Origin of the sequence: Solibacillus sp. FSL R7-0668, assembly GCF_038006205.1 — a bacterium.
Lineage (GTDB): Bacteria > Bacillota > Bacilli > Bacillales_A > Planococcaceae > Solibacillus.
Genome location: NZ_JBBOUU010000001.1, coordinates 1,911,805 through 1,928,824, shown reverse-complemented (window position 1 = coordinate 1,928,824; position 17,020 = coordinate 1,911,805). Strand labels below are relative to the sequence as shown.

The window sequence follows — 17,020 nt, the reverse complement described above, 5'->3', positions numbered from 1 at the left end:
ATGTACGTACCGAAAATAGAAAGGCGGTATGAAAATGAAGATTAACTATAATGTTACGGGACCAAAAAGAAAAGCACTGGTTAACGCAATCAGCCAACAACTAAACGCCCCTGTAAAATATCTCGGAGCACCTACATTTGCATATGAGGTGGCAGACTACAATGTTAACAAAAACGGAGTTCTAAGCGGACCAGATAAAAAGGAACTGGTCGATGATCTATTGGGACTTCACGACTTCAAAGCAATTTCAGAAGAATTTGACGCACCACCTCCGAAAGCAGAAGCAAATGAAACGGAAGAATCTATCAATCTGATAATTCAAATGCCACGGGCAGATTTTACCGACACGGCAATCGAGAACCTAAAAGGATTGGTAGAGAGCAAAGCAACTCTAATAAAGAAAGCAATTGATACGGATTCCATTCCCATCATTGTATATGAGGAATTTGTAGCATTCCCTTGGTTTCAAGGTGAGTGCTCCTCAGAGGAGGTTAAGGCATACACCCATTTTGTCACGGCACTTTGCGAAATGGCGAAAAAACAGACCCGTGTCAACTCCACCGAGAAATCAGTAGAGAATGAAAAATATGCTTTCCGTTGCTTCCTGCTAAGGCTTGGTTTTATCGGACCAGAATATAAGATGGAACGAAAGATTCTCCTTTCCAAGCTTTCAGGTAGCTCCGCTTTCAAAAGCGGAACGGCCAAGCAGGAGGTGAGTGAACAATGAATATCATTCACCCAGAAATGCTAAAGCAACTTAGAAGCTATTACACTCCAGGAACACGTGTGATGCTACTTAAAATGAACGACCCTTATACTAAACTTCAGCCTGGATCTAAAGGTACGGTTACTAGTGTTGATGACATAGGAACGATTCATGTCAGTTGGGATTCGGGTGGTTCCCTTGGAGTAGCCTTTGGTGAGGATTTATGCAAGAGAATCGAAGAGTAAACATGAATCGGAGGAGGTAATAAATGAATGAGATAATCAAAGAACAAATCCTTTCCATCCGAGAAAGTGGAGTCACAAATATGTTTGATGCAAACCGAGTCCAGTATGAAGCAAATGAACGAGGGTTTTATGAATTGGTAGTCTATTTAATAGACCATAAAACGGAATATGCTCATTTCATACTGACGGGGGAAGTGGATGAAAAGAAGTAAATAAAATTTAACTAGGATAAGGAGAAGGGCTTCATCTATAGGATTGAGGCTCTTTTCTTTTGTCCTTTTTCATAAAAGGGGCGGTGTTTATGCGGAAACTGAAGAAATATAAGCCGACCGCCTTTATAGCTGATGGGTCATATTACGATAAGGATGCTGCTGATTACGCTGTAGCTTTTATCGAAGCACTCTCCCATACGAAAGGTTTATGGGCAGGTAAGCCTTTTGAACTTATCGATTGGCAGGAGCAAATAATCCGTGATTTATTTGGAATTTTAAAGCCAGATGGATATCGGCAGTTTAATACTGCTTATGTAGAGATACCTAAAAAGATGGGAAAAAGCGAGCTTGCCGCAGCAATTGCACTTCTCCTCACTTGCGGTGATGGTGAAGAACGGGCGGAGGTGTATGGTTGTGCCGCCGATCGCCAGCAGGCATCAATTGTATTTGAAGTAGCAGCCGATATGGTGCGGATGTGTCCGGCACTGAATAAACGAGTAAAGTTGCTGGCTTCAACTAAGCGATTGGTGTACCTGCCGACCAACAGCTTCTATCAGGTATTGTCGGCTGAAGCCTACTCCAAACACGGCTTCAATATACATGGTGTTGTTTTCGATGAACTTCATACTCAGCCAAACCGGAAACTATTTGATGTTATGACGAAGGGATCTGGGGATGCAAGGACCCAACCGCTGTATTTTCTTATCACCACAGCGGGAACGGATACTCAAAGTATCTGCTACGAAACACACCAAAAAGCGGTTGATATTATTGAGGGCAGAAAATACGATCCTACCTTTTACCCCGTAATCTATGGTGCTAAAGAAGAGGATGATTGGACAGATCCAAAAGTGTGGAAGAAAGCAAATCCAAGCTTAGGAATTACGGTGGGAATTGACAAGGTAAGGGCAGCTTGTGAAAGTGCAAAGCAAAACCCTGCTGAAGAGAACAGCTTCAGGCAGTTAAGATTGAATCAGTGGGTTAAACAGTCTGTCCGTTGGATGCCAATGGCAAAGTGGGATGCCTGTGCATTTCCGGTTATACCAGAAAGTCTTGAAGGGCGGGTATGTTATGGGGGTCTTGACCTATCTTCTACAACAGACATTACAGCCTTTGTGTTGGTGTTCCCACCAGAGGATGAAACAGATAAATACATTGTTCTTCCGTATTTTTGGATGCCAGAGGACAACATTGACCTCCGAGTCCGAAGAGACCATGTGCAATACGATCTTTGGGAGAAGCAAGGGTATATTCTAACCACAGAAGGCAATGTAGTGCATTACGGCTACATTGAGCGGTTTATTGAAGAACTGGGCGAAAAGTATAACATTCGAGAAATTGCGTTTGACCGTTGGGGAGCTGTTCAAATGGTTCAGAACCTTGAAGGATTAGGCTTTACTGTCGTTCCTTTCGGTCAAGGCTTTAAAGATATGTCACAACCAACCAAAGAACTGATGAAATTGACATTAGAAGAAAGAATAGCACACGGTGGGCATCCAGTGCTTCGGTGGATGATGGACAACATCTTTATAAAAACTGATCCGGCGGGCAACGTGAAGCCGGATAAAGAAAAAAGTACAGAAAAAATAGATGGCGCGGTGGCAACTATCATGGCACTTGATCGTGCTATTCGTTGTGGCTCAGGTAATAGTGGGGATTCGGTGTATGACGAGCGAGGTTTGATTGTCTTTTAAACCTTAATGGTTAGCACAATGTTTATATTCGGAGGTGATGCCTATGAATCTAATAAAAGGACTATTTCGTTCAAGAGACAAACCGCAAAACCGTGTGGGCAGTGCATTTTCCTTTTTGTTTGGCGGTACGTCATCTGGCAAAACGGTTAATGAGCGTACTGCAATGCAGGCAACTGCGGTGTATGCTTGCGTAAGGATACTAGCTGAAGCAATTGCAGGACTGCCACTACATGTATATAGATATCGTTCTGATGGAGGTAAAGAAAAGATTCCTTTCCACCCGCTGTATTACCTTCTTCATGATGAACCAAATCCAGAGATGACTTCATTCGTGTTTCGAGAAACACTGATGAGTCATCTTTTGCTTTGGGGAAATGCCTATGCACAGGTGGTCAGAAACGGTCGTGGGCAGGCAGTTGCACTTTATCCCCTACTTCCCAACAAGATGGAAGTTAGTCGAGCAACAAACGGAGAGCTGGTCTATACCTACTATCGTGATACTGATGAAAGTGGCCTAAACCCAAAAGGTGGCTATGTCACACTCCGTAAAGATGAAGTTCTACACATACCTGGCTTAGGTTTTGATGGACTCATTGGCTATAGCCCTATCGCTATGGCGAAAAATGCAATCGGTATGTCACTTGCTACTGAAGAGTACGGTGCGGCATTCTTTGCCAATGGTGCTAATCCCGGAGGTGTGCTGGAACACCCAGGAGTAATCAAAGATATACAGAGGGTCAAGGATAGTTGGAATAGCGCCTACCAAGGCACAGGCAACGCTCACAAAATTGCTGTGTTGGAAGAAGGCATGAAGTTTCAAGCCATTGGTATCCCGCCGGAACAAGCGCAATTTCTTGAAACACGGAAATTCCAAATTAATGAGATTGCGAGGATTTTCCGAGTACCGCCCCATATGGTGGGTGATCTTGAGAAGTCTAGTTTCTCCAATATTGAGCAGCAATCGTTGGAGTTTGTAAAATACACCCTCGATCCGTGGGTGGTGCGATGGGAACAAAGTCTCCAGCAATCGCTTATTTTGCCTTCTGAAAAAACTTCACTGTTTATCAAGTTCAATTTGGACGGTCTGCTTCGTGGTGATTACCAAAGTCGTATGAATGGCTACGCAATAGGACGGCAAAATGGCTGGATGTCTGCCAACGATATCCGTGAACTGGAGGATATGAACCGCATACCAGCTGAGGAAGGCGGCGATTTATATCTGGTTAACGGAAATATGACAAAACTGGCTGACGCAGGCGCGTTTGCCAAAACCGAAGGAGGTCAGTAAATGAGGAAGTTCTGGAACTGGGTGCGAGATTCTGATGAAGAACGTACCCTCTATTTAAACGGAGTGATATCCGAAGAAACGTGGTGGGGCGATGAGGTCACACCTAAGATTTTTAAAGATGAATTGCTGGCAGGCACTGGCGATATTACGGTGTGGATTAATTCCCCTGGTGGTGATGTGTTCGCAGCAGCTCAGATTTATAACATGCTGATGGAGTATACCGGAAAAGTCACTGTAAAGATTGATGGGCTTGCGGCAAGTGCGGCATCCGTTATTGCAATGGCTGGTGGAGATGTGTATATGTCCCCGGTTTCCATGCTTATGATTCATAACCCATCAACTATTGCTATCGGTGACAGTGAGGAAATGTTGCGGGCAAAGGCTCTATTGGATGAGGTCAAGGAAAGCATTATTAATGCCTATGAGTTAAAAACGGGTCTTTCCCGAACAAAGCTCTCCCATCTGATGGACGCAGAATCATGGATGAATGCGAATAAAGCCATTGAACTTGGTTTTGCAGACAAGATCATGTTCATGGAAAGTGAAACACCAGATTTGACGGATAGTCTTATCTTTAGCAGGATGGCGGTTACTAACTCGCTTATCAGCAAACTGCCAAAACAACCAAAACAGAAAACAGGTACACCCATTGAGTCGCTGGATAAGCGGCTTTCTTTAATTTTGCACTAATTTAAAGGAGGAAATAACAATGAGTAAAATTCTTGAATTGCGTGAGAAACGCGCTAAAGCTTGGGACGCAGCAAAGGCATTCCTTGATTCAAAACGTGGCGGTGACGGACTGTTATCCGCTGAGGACACGACAACCTATGAAAAAATGGAAGCAGACGTGGTGGCTCTTGGCAGGGAAATTGAGCGTTTGGAACGTCAAGCAACTATTGACTTGGAACTGTCGAAAGCAATCAGTAACCCAATTACGAACGAACCTACTAGAACTGGAGAGGAAAAGACTGGTCGTGCAAGTGCTGAATACAAAAAAGCTTTCTGGAACGCTATGCGTGACAATGTCAGCTATGAAGTAAGAAACGCTCTAAAGATTGGCACCGATTCTGAAGGCGGATTCCTTGTGCCAGATGAGTTTGAGCGTAATTTAGTAGAAGCTCTAGAGGAAGAAAATATTTTCCGTAGGTTGGCCAATGTAATCACTACATCTTCTGGTGACCGTAAGATTCCTGTTGTTGCAAGCAAAGGCACAGCTAGCTGGATAGATGAAGAAGGAGCCATTCCAGAAAGTGATGACAGCTTCGGTCAAGTATCGATTGGTGCTTATAAACTAGCAACGATGATTAAAGTCTCTGAGGAACTGCTAAATGATTCCGTGTTTAATCTCGAAAGCTATATCACGAGAGAATTCGCACGTCGTATTGGTAACAAGGAGGAGGAAGCCTTCTTTGTAGGTGACGGTACAGGAAAGCCAACAGGCATTCTTAATGCGACAGGAGGCGGCCAAGTTGGTGTTACTGCGGCAAGTGCCACTGCCATCACTTTGGATGAGGTATTAGATTTATTCTACAGCTTAAAAGCACCTTATCGTAATAAGGCAGTATTCGTAATGAACGATGCCACAATAAAGGCTATTCGTAAATTGAAAGACGGTAATGGGCAATACCTATGGCAACCTTCCATCCAGGCAGGAACACCTGATATGATCCTTAACCGTCCGCTGTACACCTCAGCATATGTACCTACTATTGAAGCAGGTGCAAAGACTGTGGTATTCGGTGATTTTAGTTATTACTGGGTGGCAGACCGTCAAGGACGAGTATTCAAACGCTTAAATGAACTCTATGCTGTCACAGGTCAAGTAGGATTTATTGCGACTCAACGAGTTGACGGAAAGCTTATCTTACCGGAGGCCGTTAAGGTACTCCAACAGAAAGCCTAACGGAGGTGCTTTATGAGTTATAACACGAAGAACTATACCGAACAAGGCGGAGAAAAAACTGTTATCGGTGGCGTTTTAGAAATTAAAGAGGGGGCCTCGGTTACGGGGCTTCCTGTTCTTGAAAATCAGGCAGACAGCATAGCTACCGATGTTGCTGGATTAGTTACGGACTTCAATTCTCTGCTCGCCAAACTAAAGGCAGCGGGGCTTATGGAGACTGACTAAGGTGGAATGTAAAGGAGGTTGGTAGTATGGCAGTGGCAGATAATCTCTTGCCTAAAGTTAAAGCGAACTTAATTTTAACGCATGATCAGGATGATTCCCTCCTTATTGGATTTATCACTGCTGCAGTTTCATATGCACAGAGCTATCAGCATGTTCCTGAAAACTATTATGAAACCCATGCCATGCCTCCAACAACAGAACAGGCAGTGATTATGTTGTCGAGTCATTTCTATGAAAGCAGGGATGGCTCGACGGCAGGTTTCTTTGCAGATAGTGTACAGGCGGGGCAACAAGTATGGAACACAGTGAACTTACTTTTACGACTTGACCGAGAGTGGGGTGTTTAGTATGAGTTTTGGAAAGATGAACACCTTCATCGATATCATCTGTACGGTACCAATAAAGGATGAGGAAGGCTTCGCCACAAAAGGTGACAACATACTCGCTAGTGTACTTGCTTATAAGGAAGATCGGCATGGCAGTGAACGGTGGACGAATATGGCATCATTTTCATCTGCAACTTCCCTATTCAGGTTCAGGAAAATCTTCGGACTTAAGGTGACGAATGAAATGGTCATCGTCTGTGATGATGGAAGATATCAGATTTTAAGTGTTGAGGATGTAAGAAATCGAGGAATGTATGTCGAGGTTTTAGCTGAAAAGCTAGAACCAACTGTGAGGTGATGGATATGGCAAAAGCGAATATAAAGATGCCAGAAGAATTCCTTTTAAAGGTATCTCGATTAGCTGACCAGACCGATGTGATTCTTCCTAAGGTTTTGGAAGTTGGCGGTGAAGTGGTGCTGGATAAAGTTAAAGGAAATCTAAGTAAGGTGGTTGGCAAGGGCACGAAATATCCATCTAAAAGTACGGGCGAGCTGCTATCTTCATTAGGACTCTCGAGTGCAAAGCAGGATAGAAACGGTAACTTCAATGTAAAAGTTGGCTTTGCTGAGCCGCGATCTGACGGTGAGAGCAATGCTAAACTTGCCAGCATCATCGAATATGGCAAACATGGTCAGCCTGCAAAACCCTTCCTAAAGCCTGCGAGGAATACATCCAGGAAACCTTGCATCAACGCAATGGTCGCCAAGCTGGAGGAGGAGATCGAGAAAATATGAATATTTTAGAGGAATTGAATACCCTTGTTTCCACTATACCGCTTCCCGTGGAAACCGGGGTTTTTTCAGGTTTGGCACCAGATGAGTATGTCGTGATTCTCCCTCTTTCGGATATTTTTGAAGTTCATGCTGATAACCGTCCAGGCTTTGATGTGCAGGAAGCGAGGATATCACTGTTCTCTAAAAATAACTATCTAAGGCGGAAAAGACAGCTCACAACTTCTTTAATAAATGCAGAGTTTACTGTGACAGAACGAAGATATATCGGTCACGAGGATGATACTGGATATCATCATTACGCCATCGATGTGGCTAAAAACTATAGATTGGAGGAATAACACATGGCAACGATCGGTCTTGATAGACTGTACTATTCAAAAATAACCGAGGACGCTAACGGTGAGGAAACTTATGCCCAACCTTCTGTACTTGCAAAAGCCATCACTGCTGAACTCTCGGTAGAACTGGTGGAAGCAATTCTGTATGCTGACGATGGTGCGGCTGAGGTTGTGAAAGACTTTAACAGTGGTACTCTCACTCTCGGTGTTGACGACATTGGTCCGACAGTTGCAGCGGATTTAACTGGTGCTTCTACAGATGACAACGGAGTATTAATCTCAGCCAGTGAAAATGTGGGTACACCAGTTGCAGTAGGGTTTCGTGCACAAAGAGCTAATGGAACATACCGCTATTTTTGGCTGTATCGCGTTAAGTTTGGACTACCAGCTACCAACTTACAGACAAAGGCTGATTCCATTACCTTTTCTACACCCACCATCGAAGGAACCGTTATGCGTAGGAATAAGCTAGATGGATTGGGCAAGCACCCATGGAAAGCGGAAGTTACAGAAGGTGATCCTGGTGTTTCATCGACCACCATAACAGGCTGGTTCACTGAAGTCTATGAACCTGTATATACACCTGAACCATAGGAGGGGAAATCATGGATAATGATAGAAGTGCCTTAATCAACATAGGTGACAAAGAGTATGAACTGGTTTTAACTACACGTGCAACAAAGGCCATTGCCGGTCGTTACGGTGGTCTTGAAAACCTTGGAGAAAAACTGATGAAATCAGAAAACTTCGAGATGGCACTGGACGAGATTGTTTGGCTAATCACGCTGCTTGCAAACCAGTCCATTTTGATTCGTAATCTTAAGAATAAGAACGCACCAGAAGAATTGCTTACAGAGGAAGAAGTGGAGCTTCTTACTTCACCGCTTGACTTAGCGGCATATAAAACTGCAATTACCGAGGCAATGTTCAAAGGTACAAAGAGAAATGTGGAAAGTGAGGAGGAAACTCCAAAAAACGTGGAAGTCGGGTAACGGACGCTGAGGTCTTTACCCGGCTTCTTTATTATGGAACAGTCCAGATGGGCATGGAGGCAGAGGAATTCTGGCTCCTGCCAATTGGACTGTTTTTTGATTTATGGGCTTGCCATAAGCAGTGGCATGGCATTGAAAAGCCAAAGAAAACTCAGACCATTGACGATATTATCCCACTAGGCATATAGGAGGAGGTGAAGGGATGGCGGATAATTTTGGATTAAAAATAGGTGTCGAGGGTGAGCGAGAATTTAAGAAGGCACTCTCCGAAATCAATCAATCATTTAAGGTACTAGGTAGTGAAATGGCCCTTGTAACCAGTCAATTTGATAAAAACGATAAATCCATTCAATCGATCACGGCTCGAAATGCCGTTTTAAATAAAGAAATTGACGCACAGAAAGAAAAGATTTCTACCCTTAAGGCTGCCCTTGATAATGCCTCCTCCTCTTTCGGTGAAAATGACCGTCGTACCCAAAACTGGCTAATACAATTAAACAGGGCTCAGGCAGAACTGAACCTTATGGAACGTGAACTTGAGGAGTCTACAATTGAAGCGGATAATCTCGGTGAAGAGTTAGAGGATTCCGGTAAAAGTGCAGAGGATGCTGGTGGCAGGTTTGAAAAGCTTGGCGGTGTACTCAAGGGAATTGGTGTGGCGATGGGTGCGGTTGCCGTTGCCGCTGGAGCCGCGGCTATTAAGTTAGGTAAAGAGGTAGTTACTCAGTTCGGAGAATTAGAACAAAACCTAGGTGGATCGGAGGCGGTTTTTGGAGCATATGCTGCATCGATTCAGAAAACTGGTGAGGAAGCCTATAAAAATCTAGGTGTTTCCCAAAGTGAGTACCTAGCAACTGCCAACAAAATGGGCGCGTTATTCCAAGGTTCTGGTATACAGCAACAGAGAAGTCTTGAGCTAACTGAAAAGGCCATGCAACGTGCGGCAGACATGGCATCTGTTATGGGTATTGATATGTCCTCGGCATTGGAGGCAGTCACTGGGGCGGCAAAGGGTAACTTTGATATGATGGATAACTTAGGTGTTGCGATGAACGCTACAAACATCGAAGCCTATGCTCTCGCAAAGGGTCTGGATTTCACTTGGAATACTGCAACACAAGCGGAAAAAGCCGAAGTAGCAATGCAAATGTTCTTTGAGAACACAGAGCAGTATGCAGGTAACTTTGCAAAAGAATCAACCGAGACAATCTCCGGTTCTATTGGGTTACTACAGGCCGCACTTGGTTCATTTACAGCTGGACTCGGTAATGCCAATGCTGATATGACGAATCTGACTGAGAATCTTGTTGATGCTTTCGAGGCGGTTGTCACTAATATTGTACCGGTTTTAGAAAATATCGTAGCCGCCTTGCCAACAGCGACAGGCGCAATATTAGCGGCGGTTGCAGACTTGCTACCAATGCTTCTTGAATTGGTTACAAATATATTCGCGCAAGTACTGGAAACAATTTTGAGCCTTTTACCCGAACTTATTCCAGCGACGGTAAGTGCTCTAATGACGATTGTCGGTGCATTAATTGATAACCTTCCACTGCTAATAAATGCAGCAATTGAATTAGTAACAGCACTTGTGGAGGGAATCGGCATAGCGTTACCACAACTCATCCCTGCGGCAGTTTCTGCAGTTATGCAGATTGTCCAAGGATTGATGGATAACCTACCACTCATTTTGGATGCCGCTTTGCAGTTGATTATAGGGTTAGCACAGGGATTGGTAGAGGCAATACCTCAGCTTACTTCTGCCTTACCGGTCATCATCAAAGCAATAGTGGATTTTATCATTGCATCTATTCCACAGATTATTGATGCGGGTATTCAATTATTGACCTCACTGGTCACAGCTTTGCCTACCATTATTACAGCAGTTGTGGAAGCAATTCCGCAAATTATCGACAGTATCATCAATGCTGTTATTGGCTCGATTCCTTTGATTATTGATGCAGGTATCCGGCTTCTAGTTTCACTCATTCAGGCATTGCCGCAGATTATTACTACTGTTGTAGGTGCTATTCCCAAGATTGTTAGCTCGCTGGTCAATGCCGTTATTGGTAACATCGATAAGATTATCTTAGCGGGTGTACAACTGTTTGTGGCATTGATTGCAAACCTACCAAGGATAATCGTGGAGATTGTTAAAGCAGTACCGCAGATTATCTCTGGACTGATCAAAGCCTTTACTGGCTATATCGGTCAAATGGCTCAAGTGGGTGGCAATCTGATTAAAGGTCTATGGCAAGGTATTTCAGACGCAGGGGCATGGCTATGGAGTAAAATATCTGGATTTTTCGGAAATGTTGTTTCAAGGATTAAAGACTTCTTCGGTATCCGCTCTCCTTCAACCCTATTTGCTGGAATTGGCCGCAACATGGGTGAAGGTATCGGTGTAGGTTTTGAGGATGCAATGACAGCAGTTTCAAGGGATATGCAAAATGCAGTGCCAACCAGCTTTGACTTTAATTACAGAGGTGTATCTGGGCAAGGCAATGCCACTGGTGCAAGTATCACTCAAAACATTTCTGTAGTGACACCTAAGGCTCTATCAGAAAAAGAACTAGCACGGGAGTTTAAGAACCTATCCCGTAAACTGGCACTTGAATTGTAAAGGAGGTACGGCAATGGAACTAACATATACCAATAGAGATGGAGAGAGTATTACGCTAAAGCAAAGCCGACCGTACTTTCTTACGAAGATAGATGGTACTGGCAACATCCGTCAAACTGTTAACACTTTCAAGGCGCCAGACCAAGATGGCGCTTTTTATATTTCCTCCACACTAGATATGCGAAACATAACGATTGAAGGTACGGTTGTTGCTGATACTCCCGATGAAGCTTATAAAAGGAGACAACACTTCCTTCAAATATTCAGCCCAAAGCTACTAGGAACCCTTCAATACCGTGAGAGACAGATTTCCTGTGTGGTAGAGGAAGCAGGTTTTAGTGTTTCTAATCGGCAACGAATACCAAACTTCTTTGTCAGTCTGCTCTGCCCATCCCCTTTCTTTGAGACATTAAATGAGGTGCGAGAGGAACTGGCATCATGGATACCGCTATTTGAGTTTGAATTGGAAATTCCAATGACTGGGATGGAGTTCGGAATGCGTCAACCTAGCCAAATCATTACGGTGGAAAATATAGGGGATGTATCTTGTGGATGCGAGATAGTGTTTAGGGCCTTAGGTACTGTGTCGAACCCTGAACTATTAAACATAGACACGGGAGAATATATCCGACTTCTCACTACAATGAGCGCTGGGGATGAACTTCGTGTATATACCCATTTCGCTGGTAAGCGTGTGATCAAAGTTGATGGTTCAACGGTTACAAATGCTTTTTCACTGTTGGATACCAATTCGGTGTTCTTTCAACTCGCAGCAGGTCTTAATACACTGCGATACGATGCTTCAGTCAATATGGAACTGTTAGAGGTTAGTATTTACTTTCGTCCGCAGTTTCTGGGGGTGTAAAGATGGAACTGTATATCTACAATTCAAACCGAGAGCTTGTGGGCATTGTGGAGTCCTTCGAGTACTTACGCTGGACGAGACGCTATTCCCAGTGTGGCTCATTTGAGTTAAAAGCGATTGCAACTTCGGAAAATACAGAACTATTAAAGGAAGGGAATATCATCTGGAAAAATGATGATGAGGAAGCTGGGATCATCGAACATCTGGAACTTTCTCAAACCGAGCATGAAGTTATTACTGTGAGTGGTCGGTTTGCAACCTCCTTCCTCTCCCACCGCATTGTTTGGCAAACGGAGAAATTGTCTGGTGATATTTCTACTTGTGTAGAGCAACTTTTAAATAATAATCTTATCAATCCTTCTGATACAGCAAGGAAGATTTCGAATATATCCTTTTCTGCTCCAAACTTAAATGTTCCCATCAGCACACAAATATCGTATAGAAATTTGATGGATGCGGTGACAGGACTATGTGTTGCTTCAGATATTGGCATTAAGACCGTGTTCTCTCCCGCGACAGGGGGATTTACCATATCGTTGTATAGAGGAAAGGAATCACAAGCAGTATTTTCTAAGGAATATGAAAATCTTACGGAACAGATTTATACGATAAGTGCAGGAGATTATGCCAACACTGCCCTCGTTGCTGGTGAAGGAGAAGGCACAGAGCGAACCTTTATTTCGATTACAGGTGGCTCAGGTGAGACAAGACATGAAATTTTTGTGGATGCTAAGGATTTGCGGGCGGAAGACTTTGGTTCGGATTACATTGATACACTAATCTTTCGAGGTCAAAGTAAGCTGAGTGAGCAAGCCATACGATATTCATTTGATACATCTATCAATCCACACGGCAATTTAACATATAAAGTAGACTTCGATCTTGGGCAGACTGTCAAAGTCATTTCCAAAGCATGGGGTGTATCCATGACGACGCGCATCACCGAAGTCGAAGAAACCTATGACGCAGATGGACAGAGCATCAGCGTAGTGTTCGGAAAAGCGGAGTTGACAATCGCCCAAAAAGTCCGCTCTGAGTTAAGTGAGGTAAAAACAGCAATATCCGCTCCAACGGGCATATCTGAAATTGCACAGGCTTTGGGAACTGTGGAAGAAACCTTGGGTGACTTGACGGAGGTAGATTCAGAGATTCAAGGAGACAACGTTGCATCTACTATTAACAATCTATATGGAAAATTACCTGCACTGGAGATTAATGTGGGCGGAGGTACTATATCGATTGGCCAATATACGTTGTACCATATGAAGCCTGGAGATGCCTTTTATTTCACTTCATGGAGCGGGAATAAGTTTAGTGACCAGCCAAGTGACGATGGGCATGTCTTTTTGGTAAAGCATAACGGAGACGATACGGGAAATGGCTATCAGCGGGCAATGGGTTTCTTCATTTCTCGCAATACCATGACATTCTATGTGATTTCCGTTTTCGTATTTAATAACCCTTCTGGTCAAGCAAACTGGCTTAATATCAATAATGAACCTGTAACTACTGCAAGAATTGCCAATGGAGCAGTTACAGGTTTAAAAATTGCAGACCGTACAATTACAGCTACTAAAATGGTTTCTTCTTTTAGCGACTATTCAACTACAGAACAAAACACTGGGCGACTATGGATAGATGGTAAGACAATTTATCGCAAGCAAGTGAATCTTGGGTCACTTACAAATACGACACCGAAAAGCGTAGCTCACGGCATATCAAACCTCAGCACTATTGTCAGTTTAACAGGCTTTGCGACAAATGGGACCGTATTCTTGCCACTGCCCCTTGCCCGGTACAACAACTTCGCATCGCAAATCGGACTCTTCGCAAATAAGACCGACATTGTAGTCGAACCAGGCAATGATAGAACTGCGTATACAGGCTATGTAGTAATAGAGTATACAAAAACGGAATAGAAGGAGGAGTGATTGATGGAAAAAAGCGGATTTTTCAATTCATCCGATGGTGATAGAGTCTATGATGCAACGGACTTCGCTGCATACTTTGGAAGCCTTGTCTCGAATGGTGTGTTTTATGCGACACCAACAAACTTACTGGTATCTCCTGGGATTGGATTAGCAGTAACCATAGCACCGGGCAGTGCATGGATTAATGGTTATAGATATGAAAATACGGATGTTTTAAATAAACCCCTTGCTACAGCAGATGGGAGCAATCCTCGCATAGACAGGGTTGTGGTTCGTTTAAGTCAAATTACGAGAAGCATTCAGCTCGCCATTGTTACTGGTACTCCAACGGCATCGCCCATAGCTCCGGAGTTGACAAGAACAAGCGATGTCTATGAACTAGGTATTGCTGATGTTCTAATACCTTCAGCTGCTACATCGATTTCAGCAAATAACATTATTGCTACTCGGTTGAATACTAGTCTTTGCGGGTTGGTAAACTCGCTAGTTTCTGCGGTTTATGAATAGGAGGTGAATATAAGTGGCGGATATTAACGGCATCACTCTGCAGGCGGGTTCCAGCCCGACCGTTTATTACACGATTACTTATACTAAAAGCCGACCTAATAATAGCCAGATGACATACAACTTTACCATATCCGCTGCATTGGGTTCTTCAGGTTCCTTCATCCATAATGGTTATGCATTGCTTTGTACAATGACTGTAAATGGATCTTCTTCGCAGGTGCGAATCAAAGCGGCGGACGGGGATAACTGGGATGGAACTACACCAAGACTCAGGTATGTTTCGGTGACCTGTGCTTCTACTACAGGTAATGCAACCCAGCTAGTCACATTCAAAGTGGTATCTGATGGGCGATTGCCATTATCCTCTGGTGTAATTACCAATTCGAGTTATACGGTATTAAGCTCTCCATTGCTTACTACAGCATGTGGAGCACCGACATCTTGTACGGTTTCCCCGACACTTGCGGAAGGGGATGTGACTCTTTCTTGGAGTGGTGCTTCTGGGGGCATCAATAATACGATTTCTAGTTATGAGATTCAATATAGTGATTCTGCCGATAACATCACATGGGGAGCATGGACTGCTCTGACAACTGTGACCACCACAGCATCAAGTGGCAGTGTATCAGTAGCACCGCCCTCAACGCGAGGTAATTACCGAAGATTTCGTGTACGAACCCGTGGTACAGCAGGAGCTAGTTATTACTCTAGCTGGAAAGTATCCACAAACAGCGTCCGCAGGAATACGGTACCAAAGCCAGCAACGACTGCTGTTGCCTCCCCTGCGGCATATAGTAATGAGACTATCACACTTACTTGGAGCGGAGCGTCTAGCGGTACCAGTCCAATTAAGGGGTATCAAATTGCCAGTCGCACATCCACGGATAACAGCACATGGAGTGCGTGGAATGTGTTGACCATGTTGACATTGGCAGCAAGCGGTGGTAGCTATAATCCAATTGTATCGAGGACCCCAGGAACATATACACAATTTGGTATTTGGACAATTGACACATTTGATGTTTACTCAATAGAGAAAATCAGTAATAGCATTTATTGCAACATCACTGCCTGTGCAGCACCGACTGCCTGCACGGTAAGTGCAACATTATCTGAAGGAAACGTTACTCTTTCGTGGAGTGGAGCAGCTGGTGGCGCAGGTAATCCCATCACTTCCTACGAAATACAATATAGTGATTCGCCAGATAATAGCAATTGGGGTGCTTGGTTGGCATTGGCGATAGTCAATACTTCTGCAACAAGCAGTATTTTAAATGTCAGTCCACCTGCTACACGTGGTCATTATCGTCGGTTCCGAATAAGAACCCGTGGTACAGCTGGAGAGAATTTTTACTCAGGCTGGACTATTACCAGTAATACTGTTCGTAAAAACATACTACCAATACCGCCGACTTCTTTTACCGCAAACCCTCCTATCTATGAAGTAAATACAATAAACCTTTCGTGGAGTGGAACGGTACCTGGAACCAGCTCCATCAAGCAATATGTTATTCAACAGGCCACTTCGATAGATGGACTAAATTGGTCTGCTTATGAAGCACTGACGACAGTTATTTCCAATGCGACTTCAGGCACTCTTCAGGTAAATGCCTCACAGGTTGCCGGTAGATATACTCGTTATCGAATCAGCGTCACAGATGCACTTGATGCAGTTTCTGCCTTTGTAGTTAGCAACATGGTAAAGAAAAACAGCCCACCTGCATCACCAGTAGTGGACTGTCCAATGTCTGGCAATTTTACTTATAATGCTACACCACGTTTTATGATCACAACAGGAATTGAACCGGATGGACAATCACAAATAGTGGAGGTAAGGATTGACTCTGGTTCATGGCAAAACAGCGTAGACAATCCTGAGCGGTTTTCTGTAAGCGGCTATCTTGGTAATGGGGTCAAGACAATTTACCAAGCTGAACCGCTTTCTGCAGGTAATCATACGGTTACCTTCCGTTGTCTTGACAGTGATATCGAATCAGCAAGTATAGAAGTTGTTCGTACTTTTACGATATTGGCATTACCTTTTGAAATCATCACTCCAAATGTGACGCATGTAAAGGCAGCACATATTCAGACGCTTCGAACTGCTATAAACAGGATTCGTAGCTATTACAATCTGTCCCCTGCAACTTGGAAAGAGGATATCATCGCAGGAAAGACAGCTGTTAAGAATTGGCCATTTCATATCGTTGAAATACGCAAAGCTATTGATGCGATTATTATAATGGTTAATAGTTTTGATTCCTCCCAGGCATTCGATATACCACCTGTCACATGGCTACCTATTGGTACAGGAAGACCAAGGGCAGATGTAATGCAACAAATTCATGACCTAATTCAAATAATATAAAG

Annotated in this window: 19 protein-coding genes; all 19 read left to right on the top strand. The window is 43.7% G+C overall.

Features of this window, described 5'->3' with window-relative positions:
* Nucleotides 1-34: 34 nt before the first annotated feature.
* The 19 genes from MKX47_RS09400 (at nt 35) to MKX47_RS09310 (ending at nt 17,018) form a co-directional block, all read left to right on the top strand.
* Nucleotides 35-727 carry a hypothetical protein gene (locus MKX47_RS09400; RefSeq protein ID WP_015926205.1) on the top strand — a complete coding sequence of 231 codons (693 nt, stop codon included), beginning with the start codon at nt 35-37 and terminating at the stop codon, nt 725-727.
* The gene (locus MKX47_RS09395; RefSeq protein WP_055742201.1) at nt 724-951 is read left to right on the top strand and encodes a DUF4314 domain-containing protein; all 228 of its coding nucleotides are present in this window, start codon (nt 724-726) and stop codon (nt 949-951) included. The genes MKX47_RS09400 and MKX47_RS09395 overlap by 4 nt, the downstream gene beginning before the upstream one ends.
* A 23-nt stretch (nt 952-974) precedes the next feature.
* Nucleotides 975-1,163 carry a DUF5049 domain-containing protein gene (locus MKX47_RS09390; protein ID WP_015926203.1) on the top strand — a complete coding sequence of 63 codons (189 nt, stop codon included), beginning with the start codon at nt 975-977 and terminating at the stop codon, nt 1,161-1,163.
* Nucleotides 1,164-1,252: 89 nt separating this feature from the next.
* Nucleotides 1,253-2,857 (top strand): terminase large subunit, encoded by a 1,605-nt coding sequence (locus MKX47_RS09385; RefSeq protein WP_340773357.1) that lies wholly within the window; start codon nt 1,253-1,255, stop codon nt 2,855-2,857.
* Nucleotides 2,858-2,900: 43 nt separating this feature from the next.
* Nucleotides 2,901-4,145: a phage portal protein gene (locus MKX47_RS09380; protein ID WP_147716705.1), complete on the top strand. Its 1,245-nt coding sequence runs from the start codon at nt 2,901-2,903 to the stop codon at nt 4,143-4,145.
* Nucleotides 4,146-4,835 (top strand): head maturation protease, ClpP-related, encoded by a 690-nt coding sequence (locus MKX47_RS09375; RefSeq protein ID WP_015926200.1) that lies wholly within the window; start codon nt 4,146-4,148, stop codon nt 4,833-4,835.
* Between the two features lie 19 nt (nt 4,836-4,854).
* Nucleotides 4,855-6,048, top strand: a complete 1,194-nt coding sequence (locus tag MKX47_RS09370; RefSeq protein ID WP_039236524.1) for a phage major capsid protein — start codon at nt 4,855-4,857, stop codon at nt 6,046-6,048.
* 12 nt (nt 6,049-6,060) lie between these two features.
* Entirely contained in the window at nt 6,061-6,273 is a 213-nt protein-coding gene (locus tag MKX47_RS09365; protein ID WP_039236521.1) for a head fiber protein, read from the top strand.
* A gap of 26 nt (nt 6,274-6,299) precedes the next feature.
* Entirely contained in the window at nt 6,300-6,620 is a 321-nt protein-coding gene (locus MKX47_RS09360) for a head-tail connector protein (RefSeq protein WP_039236518.1), read from the top strand.
* 1 nt (nt 6,621) lies between these two features.
* Entirely contained in the window at nt 6,622-6,957 is a 336-nt protein-coding gene (locus MKX47_RS09355; RefSeq protein WP_039236515.1) for a head-tail adaptor protein, read from the top strand.
* 5 nt (nt 6,958-6,962) lie between these two features.
* A complete protein-coding gene (locus MKX47_RS09350; protein ID WP_053995424.1) occupies nt 6,963-7,394 on the top strand; it encodes an HK97-gp10 family putative phage morphogenesis protein in 432 nt (143 codons plus the stop codon).
* Nucleotides 7,391-7,732 carry a hypothetical protein gene (locus MKX47_RS09345; RefSeq protein WP_039236509.1) on the top strand — a complete coding sequence of 114 codons (342 nt, stop codon included), beginning with the start codon at nt 7,391-7,393 and terminating at the stop codon, nt 7,730-7,732. Before MKX47_RS09350 ends, MKX47_RS09345 begins: the two co-directional genes overlap by 4 nt.
* A gap of 3 nt (nt 7,733-7,735) precedes the next feature.
* The gene (locus MKX47_RS09340) at nt 7,736-8,326 is read left to right on the top strand and encodes a major tail protein (protein WP_018664396.1); all 591 of its coding nucleotides are present in this window, start codon (nt 7,736-7,738) and stop codon (nt 8,324-8,326) included.
* Between the two features lie 11 nt (nt 8,327-8,337).
* A complete protein-coding gene (locus MKX47_RS09335; RefSeq protein WP_340773325.1) occupies nt 8,338-8,724 on the top strand; it encodes a hypothetical protein in 387 nt (128 codons plus the stop codon).
* 202 nt (nt 8,725-8,926) lie between these two features.
* Nucleotides 8,927-11,347 (top strand): phage tail protein, encoded by a 2,421-nt coding sequence (locus tag MKX47_RS09330; RefSeq protein ID WP_340773322.1) that lies wholly within the window; start codon nt 8,927-8,929, stop codon nt 11,345-11,347.
* 13 nt (nt 11,348-11,360) lie between these two features.
* A complete protein-coding gene (locus MKX47_RS09325) occupies nt 11,361-12,212 on the top strand; it encodes a phage tail family protein (RefSeq protein ID WP_144593841.1) in 852 nt (283 codons plus the stop codon).
* Nucleotides 12,213-12,214: 2 nt separating this feature from the next.
* On the top strand, nt 12,215-14,131 hold the full coding sequence (locus MKX47_RS09320) for a siphovirus ReqiPepy6 Gp37-like family protein (RefSeq protein WP_340773318.1): 1,917 nt from the start codon (nt 12,215-12,217) through the stop codon (nt 14,129-14,131).
* Nucleotides 14,132-14,146: 15 nt separating this feature from the next.
* Complete coding sequence (locus MKX47_RS09315; protein WP_340773316.1) at nt 14,147-14,650, top strand: hypothetical protein; 504 nt, start codon at nt 14,147-14,149, stop codon at nt 14,648-14,650.
* Between the two features lie 13 nt (nt 14,651-14,663).
* Nucleotides 14,664-17,018: a hypothetical protein gene (locus MKX47_RS09310; protein ID WP_340773315.1), complete on the top strand. Its 2,355-nt coding sequence runs from the start codon at nt 14,664-14,666 to the stop codon at nt 17,016-17,018.
* Nucleotides 17,019-17,020: the final 2 nt, after the last annotated feature.

Bases quoted from the DNA above. Each gene is read 5' to 3' on its own strand.
- MKX47_RS09350 (WP_053995424.1), top strand. From the start codon at position 6,963: ATGGCAAAAGCGAATATAAAGATGCCAGAAGAATTCCTTTTAAAGGTA.
- MKX47_RS09390 (WP_015926203.1), top strand. From the start codon at position 975: ATGAATGAGATAATCAAAGAACAAATCCTTTCCATCCGAGAAAGTGGA.
- MKX47_RS09375 (WP_015926200.1), top strand. From the start codon at position 4,146: ATGAGGAAGTTCTGGAACTGGGTGCGAGATTCTGATGAAGAACGTACC.
- MKX47_RS09385 (WP_340773357.1), top strand. From the start codon at position 1,253: ATGCGGAAACTGAAGAAATATAAGCCGACCGCCTTTATAGCTGATGGG.
- MKX47_RS09325 (WP_144593841.1), top strand. From the start codon at position 11,361: ATGGAACTAACATATACCAATAGAGATGGAGAGAGTATTACGCTAAAG.
- MKX47_RS09320 (WP_340773318.1), top strand. From the start codon at position 12,215: ATGGAACTGTATATCTACAATTCAAACCGAGAGCTTGTGGGCATTGTG.
- MKX47_RS09315 (WP_340773316.1), top strand. From the start codon at position 14,147: ATGGAAAAAAGCGGATTTTTCAATTCATCCGATGGTGATAGAGTCTAT.
- MKX47_RS09380 (WP_147716705.1), top strand. From the start codon at position 2,901: ATGAATCTAATAAAAGGACTATTTCGTTCAAGAGACAAACCGCAAAAC.
- MKX47_RS09345 (WP_039236509.1), top strand. From the start codon at position 7,391: ATGAATATTTTAGAGGAATTGAATACCCTTGTTTCCACTATACCGCTT.
- MKX47_RS09330 (WP_340773322.1), top strand. From the start codon at position 8,927: ATGGCGGATAATTTTGGATTAAAAATAGGTGTCGAGGGTGAGCGAGAA.
- MKX47_RS09340 (WP_018664396.1), top strand. From the start codon at position 7,736: ATGGCAACGATCGGTCTTGATAGACTGTACTATTCAAAAATAACCGAG.
- MKX47_RS09395 (WP_055742201.1), top strand. From the start codon at position 724: ATGAATATCATTCACCCAGAAATGCTAAAGCAACTTAGAAGCTATTAC.
- MKX47_RS09360 (WP_039236518.1), top strand. From the start codon at position 6,300: ATGGCAGTGGCAGATAATCTCTTGCCTAAAGTTAAAGCGAACTTAATT.
- MKX47_RS09335 (WP_340773325.1), top strand. From the start codon at position 8,338: ATGGATAATGATAGAAGTGCCTTAATCAACATAGGTGACAAAGAGTAT.
- MKX47_RS09365 (WP_039236521.1), top strand. From the start codon at position 6,061: ATGAGTTATAACACGAAGAACTATACCGAACAAGGCGGAGAAAAAACT.
- MKX47_RS09370 (WP_039236524.1), top strand. From the start codon at position 4,855: ATGAGTAAAATTCTTGAATTGCGTGAGAAACGCGCTAAAGCTTGGGAC.
- MKX47_RS09400 (WP_015926205.1), top strand. From the start codon at position 35: ATGAAGATTAACTATAATGTTACGGGACCAAAAAGAAAAGCACTGGTT.
- MKX47_RS09355 (WP_039236515.1), top strand. From the start codon at position 6,622: ATGAGTTTTGGAAAGATGAACACCTTCATCGATATCATCTGTACGGTA.